Here is a 6,999-nt window from a genome sequence, read left to right as displayed (position 1 = left end):
TTGTTATATAATCAACAGGTAAAAGCCTGGTGGTTAACAAAATAGTATCTTGGCTCAGTCTCCGTGAGGGTGGTTCACATCCTCCGTGAGGCTGGCTCACAAAGTCCGTGCAAGTGGTTCATTTGCAACGGAATATACATACTGAATGACGGTGACAAAGCTGTTGTCATTGGAGAGGAGGGAAATGGAAAATCTACACTTCTGAAGTGGATCTACGATCCCGCACTGACGGAAGATTACATCGAATCCACAGGCGAGCGCATCATCGGAAAGGAGCGGCTGGGCTATCTGCCGCAGGAACTTCCGGAGGAGGAGAAAGCGAAGACAGTATATGAATATTTTTACGAAAAAGAACAGTTCTGGGATCAGACACCGAAGGATCTGGCGGTGCTGGCAAGAAAATTTGGTCTGACGGAAGAGTTTTTCTACCGGGATCAGCAGATGAGTGAGCTCTCCGGCGGCGAGAAGGTGAAAGCGCAGATGATGCGTCTTCTCATGGAGGATGTCACAGTCCTTCTACTGGATGAGCCGTCAAATGATATTGATCTTGCGACACTGGAACTTCTGGAGAAACTGATCCGCGAATGGGAGCATATTGTTGTTTTTATTTCGCACGATGAAACGCTGATTGAAAATACGGCAAATATGGTGATTCATATTGAACAGATTGTGCGGAAGACAAAATCGAGATACACGGTTGCGAAGCTTCCCTATCGGACGTATGTAGAAGAGCGGCTGCAGAATTTCGAGCGCCAGGAACAGAAGGCGCAGAGTGACAGGCGAGAGAAAGCGATGCGCGATGAGAAATACCGAAGGGTATACCAGAGCGTACAGAACGCCTTGAACAACTGTTCCCGTCAGGCACCGTCTGTGGCGAAAAATCTGAAGGACAAAATGCATACCGTAAAGGCGATGAACCGCAGATTCGAAAAAGAGGATGCCCGCATGACAGAAATGCCGGAGCAGGAGGAAGCGATTTACTTCCAGCTTGGAGGAGCAGAGGCAGCCATGCCGGCCGGGAAAACGGTCATCGAATATCAGCTTCCGAAACTGGAAACGCCGGATGGGGAGCGGATTCTGGCGGAAAACATCACCTTAAAGATAAGAGGACCGGAAAAAATATGCATTGTCGGCCCGAATGGGGCAGGCAAGACAACACTGCTGAAAAAGATTGCGGCAGAACTGAAAGAGCGGGAAGATCTCCGCGTAGATTACATGCCGCAGAATTACGAGGATCAGCTGGATCTTTCCATGACGCCGGTCGATTTTCTGGATCCCACCGGGGAGAAGAGTGAGAGAACGAAGATTCGGACATATCTCGGATCGCTGAAATACACGGCAGACGAGATGGATCACCCCATCCGCGAACTGTCCGGCGGCCAGAAGGCAAAAGTATTGCTTCTGAAAATGAGCCTTGGCAATGCCAATGTGCTGATTCTGGACGAGCCAACCCGAAACTTTTCACCCTTATCGGGACCGGTCATAAGAAAAATGCTCCGCGAATTTCCGGGAGCCATCATCAGCATTTCGCATGACAGGAAGTATATCGGAGAGGTGTGCGGGAAGGAGTATCTGCTGGGAAAAGACGGACTGAAACTGATTAGAGAAAACTAACAAAACGATATATAGATCTCCTGCGTTTGCGATATGATAAATGTAAGAAGAAAGGTTTTGATTACGATATGAAAATGAGTCTGACGCGTGCGAGAGCTCATCCGCTGCCGGAGGGGATGGTGCTGGATATTTTCCATTCTGGTCGGTATGTCAGCAACAAAACTGGTGGGCCTGTTCGGAAACCGGCCTCTTGCAAACGCAGTTGACTGTGCATGGATCGCGGTCGGAAACCTTTGGATGTTTGCGGGACTGCTGGTGATGATGAAAAAGATTCAAAAATAGGTGAGCAGTAACGCAGAATAAACAAAAGAGAAATGCCGTTTATCTTGCAATCAAAAAGTGTGGGTGCTACAATAAAAACAGAAAAAGAGAAGAGGCTGCCGTGCGGGCGGCTTTTTCAAAAAGTAATGGTTAGAAAATACTAACTATAAAAAGAATGGAAAACAGGGGGAAGCGTATGACATATCTGATTGAAAAGAATACCGTACAGGAGACCATGATCATTCCGCTGTATGGAAGAAAAATGTGTTCGAAACTGTATCCGAGCCTCTTCCGGGACGAGACGGCGATCCGGCTGATGAAAGAGATTGATTATGATTTTTCCGATCTTGCCAGAAAATCAAAAAGCATGATGCAGCGGTTTGGCTTTCTGGAGGTGGCGATGCGCCAGAATGATCTTGCCTATGAGGTGCGGGATTATCTGAAAATACATCCGAAAGCTGCGATCGTCAATCTCGGCTGCGGACTGGATGATACCGGTCATCGCTGCGACAATGGAACCTGCAAAGTTTACAACCTCGATTTCCCGGATGTCATCGCCGTGCGCAATCAGATGCTTTCGCCGAGAAAACGGGAGGAAAATATTCCATGCAACTTAAATGACACTTCCTGGTTTGATAAGATTGATGATTCAGACGGTGCTGTATTTTTTGCGGCAGGCGTGTTCTACTACTTCCTTACCGATGAGGTAAAAGCACTCGTGCAGGCGATGGCACAGGCATTTCCGGGAGGAAAGCTGGTGTTCGATGCCGCCAACAAAACAGCAGTAAAACTGATGCTGAAGACCTGGATCAAAGATGCAAAAATCAAGGATGTCGGCGCATACTTTGCCGTTTCCGATGCCAAAGCAGAACTCTCGCCCTGGTCAGAAAAGCTGCAGATCTCAAGCCGCGGCTACATGCTCGGTTACAATGATCTGAAAGACCCGTCCGTGAGCAGTTTTTTCCGTTTTCTGGCAAAAATCGGAGATGAGAAGATGAAAATGCAGATTGTACGGCTGGATTTTAAAGAATAAAGGGGGAAGCAAAGATGAAATATGCAGGAATGCCGTCAGCTCTGTGGATGGTGTTTGCAAATTCCTTTGAAAAACAGCTGACCATTGTGTTCGGCTATGACAAAGCGGCGGCAAAGACGATAACGCAGAAAGCGAAAGCAAAGTATCAGGAAATCATTGCGGATCTGCCGGAGTTTGAAAAGGAAGACCGTTTTCAGATGAACGCTGTGAGCTGCGCGATGCTCGCCGCATTTATCCTCTCCATGCCAAAGCGGCCGGATGTAAAAATGCTGACGAAATATTACGCGGATGCCATGATGACAAAACCAATGAAATGGTTCTGCCGTGCAAGCGCAAAGAAAAGATATACCGCAAAGAATCTCGAAGGACTGCGCAGCACCGCTGCTTTCCATGCCGCCGACCGCAACCGGTATTCCTGGAATATGGAACTGTACGAGTATGAGAACGGCAGCGGCTACGAAGCCCGTTTTACAAAGTGCGGAATCTGCGAAATTATGAAAAAATACGGTTTGTACGACCTCGCACCGGCCCTGTGCCGCCTCGATTACACCATAAGCGATGCTGGAGGAGGAACAGATTTTGTGAGAGAATACACCCTCGCATCAGGCGGACCGTACTGCGACTGCGGGTATCATAAAAGACAGGGATAAATCAAAATTAGTCCACTGGACCGATTATTGATATGCTTGGCAACGAAAAAACTGTTCTCCGGGATCCATAAAAATCTCAGAGAACAGTTTTTGTTTTGGAAATCAGAAAATCAGCAGTCCGATATGGTATACGATGCAGGAAACGAGCAGTGCTGCCGCGGTGTAGAAGGCACCGATTTTTGCCATCCATTTCACCGAGTGTGTTTCGCATGCCGTTGCGGCGAGTGCGCTGACACACTCCATGATCAGTCCGACACGTTCGTCCTTTGGGGAGAGGGAACTGCCGAAGATGCGGTATACGATCCACATCATCAGAAACATGAACAGGAAAATTGACACGATCACCACAAACCTGCCCATGGGCAGATGGGATGAACTATTCACCGGCAAGCTGGCCGCTGCAGCGATCCTTGACCGCCTGGTCCATCATTGCCATGTCATAAGTATAACGGGTGACAGCTATCGTGTCAAAGGTCGAAAAACTGAGTATAAAAAAAGAAAGGCATAAAAATGAGTATAAAAATCACACCGGATAAATATCCGCGGATCATAGAAGTTTACAATACAGAGGGAAAAACAGCCGCATATGACCTAATGCGAAGCTGTTATGAGATCAAAAATCCAACTTGTGTTATGAAAAGGATGAAAGCAGACAAGAGTCTTGGATATAACTATGATACTGACCGTTTTGAATCAGACAGCCGTAAGGAAGATGATATCTTTTTAAATTTAGAGATGCTCTGCGAAAATAAAATTGAAACATCGGACCGATCTGAGGGAGCTATAAGTCGAAATGACCGTATAAAAGCCATGGAGAACATGGTACATTCCCTGATCAGTGACCGATTGCTGAAACTCAGTAAGTATGTATTGCTGGATCCAATCGGCAAAAGAATACTGATCGACAAAAGTTCAATGCAGACTGATGGATATCAGGTGCTCATTAACTAGGAGGCAGATATGAGATTTAGAAAAAATGTGCCTGCGGAGCACAGAGAATTCCTGCAGGAACAGTTAAAACAATACAAAAAAGAAATGACCATGACGAAAGATGAGTTACGTGAATTGGAAAAATGGGTAGCCAGTGGACGAAGCCCATATGATAACGGCGACTATATTTATAGCGAAAACGGATGCCCAATGGACTTTGTCAGCGCAATGCGTTTCCAGGATGAAATGTATGAATGGTGGATGAGTCTTTCAGAAGAAGAACGAGAACAAGAATTAAGGGAGCTTCGCGGGGATTATGATACTGTTTCAGACAGCATAATCATCAATACTGAATGGAGTGATCCGGCAATTGATCCGGATGCTGAACTTCCGTTCAGCTGATGCGCTTGACAGGTCAATTCACAGTGTAAAAAATCAGATTTACATACAGAAATGACCCACTTGAAAATCAGGTGATTTCTGAATTCAGGTGGGTCAGAATTAAACGTAAAAGTGGGTCAATTTTACTTGACAATCAACATACGCATATACGAATATAGAGTGGAAAAAGTGTAGAGTTTATGTAATGGAAACCCCGGAAAAGTGTAGAGTTTACGTCATTTTACCCCTGGAAAAATGTAAAACAGCTATAAATCCCACGAAAGAAGGTGATCCCCATGCCATTTAAAGTCATCCGAAACGACATCACAAAAGTCCATGCCAATGCGATCGTCAACACAGCCAACCCTTAGCCAATTTACGCAAGCGGCACTGACCGTGCTGTTTATGAGGCTGCCGGGAGCGAACTGCTGCTGGAATATCAGTGCCATTCCATCGTATCGCTCGCTATATTGCAAAAGAAACTCCGACGGATGCGAGAAAAGAAAACAAAATCATTTACGATCAGGCAGAATAAACCGAAAAATCCCGGGAAATATGTGAACTTCCTGGGTGCTTTTTGGATGGAAATATTCTTGCAATTTTACAGCACAGTTATTATAATAAAGACAAGTTCTGCGGTAAATCCATTTTTCGCAGAAAACGCCAGAAGCGGAGGCTGACGTTCAAAAAACAAAAAAGGAGCGTAAGAGAAATGGCAAAAATTTTAATCAGCCCTTCCAAATATTTACAGGGCGCAGGGGAAATGAAAAACATCGGAGCATATGCTGCAAAATGCGGAAAGAAAGCACTGGTTCTGATCAGCCAGGGAGGCTACAGACGGATCGGAGCAATGATTGAGGAAAGCTTTGCGGGAAGCGACTGCGACGTTGTTTTTGATTATTTTAACGGCGAGTGCTGTGAGAGGGAGATCAACCGTCTGGTTGCTATCGTGAAAGAAAAAGGCTGTGATCTGGTCATCGGTGTCGGCGGAGGCAAAATTTTTGATACCGCAAAAGCAGTTGCCTACTACGCAGAAACACCAGTATTCATCTGCCCGACCATCGCATCGACCGATGCACCGTGCAGCGCACTGTCTGTTGTATACACAGAAGAGGGTGTATTCGAGAAATACCTCTTCCTTCCGGCAAACCCGAACCTGGTTCTGATGGATACCGACATCATTGTAAAATCTCCAGTCCGCCTGACCGTAGCCGGAATGGGTGATGCACTTGCCACCTATTTTGAAGCAAGAGCCTGCCAGAGAAGCGGAGCTACTTCCTGCGCCGGCGGAAAAACAACCGAGGCAGCGATGGCACTCGCGAAGCTCTGTTTTGACACTCTGATGGAAGAAGGCGTAAAAGCCAAAATCGCCCTTGAAGCCGGCGTATGCACCCCGGCAGTCGAGAAAGTCATCGAGGCCAACACCCTCCTTTCCGGAATCGGTTTTGAAAGCGCAGGCCTCGCAGGAGCCCACGCCATCCACAACGGCTTCACCGTACTCGAGGAATGCCATCACATGTATCACGGTGAAAAAGTAGCCTTCGGAACCCTGACTCAGCTCGTCCTGGAAAACGTACCGCTCGATGAACTCGAAGACCTCATTTTATGGTGCATCGAAGTCGGTCTCCCAGTCACCCTGGCTGAACTCGGCGCCGGAAACGTAACCGACGACCAGCTCATGGAAGTAGCCAAAACCGCATGCGCAGAGACCGACACCCTCCACAACATGCCATTCGAAGTAACCCCGGAGACCGTCTTCGCCGCCATCAAAGCAGCCGACGCCTACGGCAGATACTACCTCGACGAAGAAGAGTAACCAATATGAAAAAAAGATCTCCTGCCAACCCCAGGAGATCTTTTTTTATACTCAAATTTAATCAACACAAAAATAGAAGTTCCCAACTCCCCTCCTATATGTTAAAATAAACTCACCCTATTTCACAAAAAAAACATAAACCCATGCTAAAGTAAAATGGTAAAAATATCAAACATAAAAACACAACGAGATCAGGAAAAAGCCCGGCTGTCCGCTCGCTCGTACTCCGGCATGGCGCATTTGCAGGAAGCCTAAGAATCTTAGTGCTTTGCTGAATGCGTTAGAAAGAAGCGAAGGCACTGTTTGAGCGAAGC

The 6,999-nt window shown here is 46.7% G+C and carries 9 protein-coding genes; 8 read left to right on the top strand and 1 reads right to left on the bottom strand.

The features are described 5' to 3' along the window. Nucleotides 1–63: 63 nt before the first annotated feature. The 4 genes from ACY2VT_RS13890 to ACY2VT_RS13875 all read left to right on the top strand — a co-directional run bounded on the left by ACY2VT_RS13890 (nt 64) and on the right by ACY2VT_RS13875 (nt 3,558). A complete protein-coding gene (locus tag ACY2VT_RS13890) occupies nt 64–1,614 on the top strand; it encodes an ATP-binding cassette domain-containing protein (RefSeq protein ID WP_461880287.1) in 1,551 nt (516 codons plus the stop codon). An 87-nt stretch (nt 1,615–1,701) separates the two neighbouring features. Further along, complete coding sequence (locus tag ACY2VT_RS13885; protein ID WP_461880286.1) at nt 1,702–1,896, top strand: DUF6796 family protein; 195 nt, start codon at nt 1,702–1,704, stop codon at nt 1,894–1,896. A 175-nt stretch (nt 1,897–2,071) separates the two neighbouring features. Further along, complete coding sequence (locus ACY2VT_RS13880; protein WP_461880285.1) at nt 2,072–2,908, top strand: class I SAM-dependent methyltransferase; 837 nt, start codon at nt 2,072–2,074, stop codon at nt 2,906–2,908. A gap of 14 nt (nt 2,909–2,922) precedes the next feature. Then, nucleotides 2,923–3,558 carry an L-2-amino-thiazoline-4-carboxylic acid hydrolase gene (locus tag ACY2VT_RS13875; protein WP_461880284.1) on the top strand — a complete coding sequence of 212 codons (636 nt, stop codon included), beginning with the start codon at nt 2,923–2,925 and terminating at the stop codon, nt 3,556–3,558. A gap of 102 nt (nt 3,559–3,660) precedes the next feature. Here ACY2VT_RS13875 and ACY2VT_RS13870 read toward each other — a convergent pair whose 3' ends face one another. Then, a complete protein-coding gene (locus ACY2VT_RS13870; RefSeq protein ID WP_461880288.1) occupies nt 3,661–3,918 on the bottom strand; it encodes a hypothetical protein in 258 nt (85 codons plus the stop codon). Between ACY2VT_RS13870 and ACY2VT_RS13865 the strand changes: the two genes are divergently transcribed. The 4 genes from ACY2VT_RS13865 (at nt 3,800) to ACY2VT_RS13850 (ending at nt 6,685) form a co-directional block, all read left to right on the top strand. After that, nucleotides 3,800–4,066, top strand: coding sequence for an ATP-binding protein (locus tag ACY2VT_RS13865; RefSeq protein WP_461880283.1), 267 nt, complete (start codon nt 3,800–3,802; stop codon nt 4,064–4,066). The genes ACY2VT_RS13870 and ACY2VT_RS13865 overlap by 119 nt on opposite strands. A 2-nt stretch (nt 4,067–4,068) precedes the next feature. After that, the gene (locus ACY2VT_RS13860) at nt 4,069–4,509 is read left to right on the top strand and encodes a hypothetical protein (protein WP_461880282.1); all 441 of its coding nucleotides are present in this window, start codon (nt 4,069–4,071) and stop codon (nt 4,507–4,509) included. A 9-nt stretch (nt 4,510–4,518) separates the two neighbouring features. Continuing rightward, nucleotides 4,519–4,890: a v-SNARE N-terminal domain-containing protein gene (locus ACY2VT_RS13855; RefSeq protein WP_461880281.1), complete on the top strand. Its 372-nt coding sequence runs from the start codon at nt 4,519–4,521 to the stop codon at nt 4,888–4,890. Nucleotides 4,891–5,581: 691 nt separating this feature from the next. Further along, a complete protein-coding gene (locus ACY2VT_RS13850) occupies nt 5,582–6,685 on the top strand; it encodes a glycerol dehydrogenase (protein WP_461880280.1) in 1,104 nt (367 codons plus the stop codon). Nucleotides 6,686–6,999 lie beyond the last annotated feature (314 nt).

Origin of the sequence: Fusicatenibacter sp. (assembly GCF_050872605.1) — a bacterium.
Classification (GTDB): domain Bacteria; phylum Bacillota; class Clostridia; order Lachnospirales; family Lachnospiraceae; genus Fusicatenibacter.
Note: the sequence above shows the minus strand (reverse complement) of the source record. Positions and strands in the feature narration are given on the sequence as shown.

Coding starts and splice junctions, on each gene's coding strand:
- ACY2VT_RS13880 (WP_461880285.1), top strand. CDS start 2,072: ATGACATATCTGATTGAAAAGAATACCGTACAGGAGACCATGATCATT.
- ACY2VT_RS13875 (WP_461880284.1), top strand. CDS start 2,923: ATGAAATATGCAGGAATGCCGTCAGCTCTGTGGATGGTGTTTGCAAAT.
- ACY2VT_RS13865 (WP_461880283.1), top strand. CDS start 3,800: ATGATCAGTCCGACACGTTCGTCCTTTGGGGAGAGGGAACTGCCGAAG.
- ACY2VT_RS13870 (WP_461880288.1), bottom strand. CDS start 3,918: ATGGGCAGGTTTGTGGTGATCGTGTCAATTTTCCTGTTCATGTTTCTG.
- ACY2VT_RS13860 (WP_461880282.1), top strand. CDS start 4,069: ATGAGTATAAAAATCACACCGGATAAATATCCGCGGATCATAGAAGTT.
- ACY2VT_RS13855 (WP_461880281.1), top strand. CDS start 4,519: ATGAGATTTAGAAAAAATGTGCCTGCGGAGCACAGAGAATTCCTGCAG.
- ACY2VT_RS13850 (WP_461880280.1), top strand. CDS start 5,582: ATGGCAAAAATTTTAATCAGCCCTTCCAAATATTTACAGGGCGCAGGG.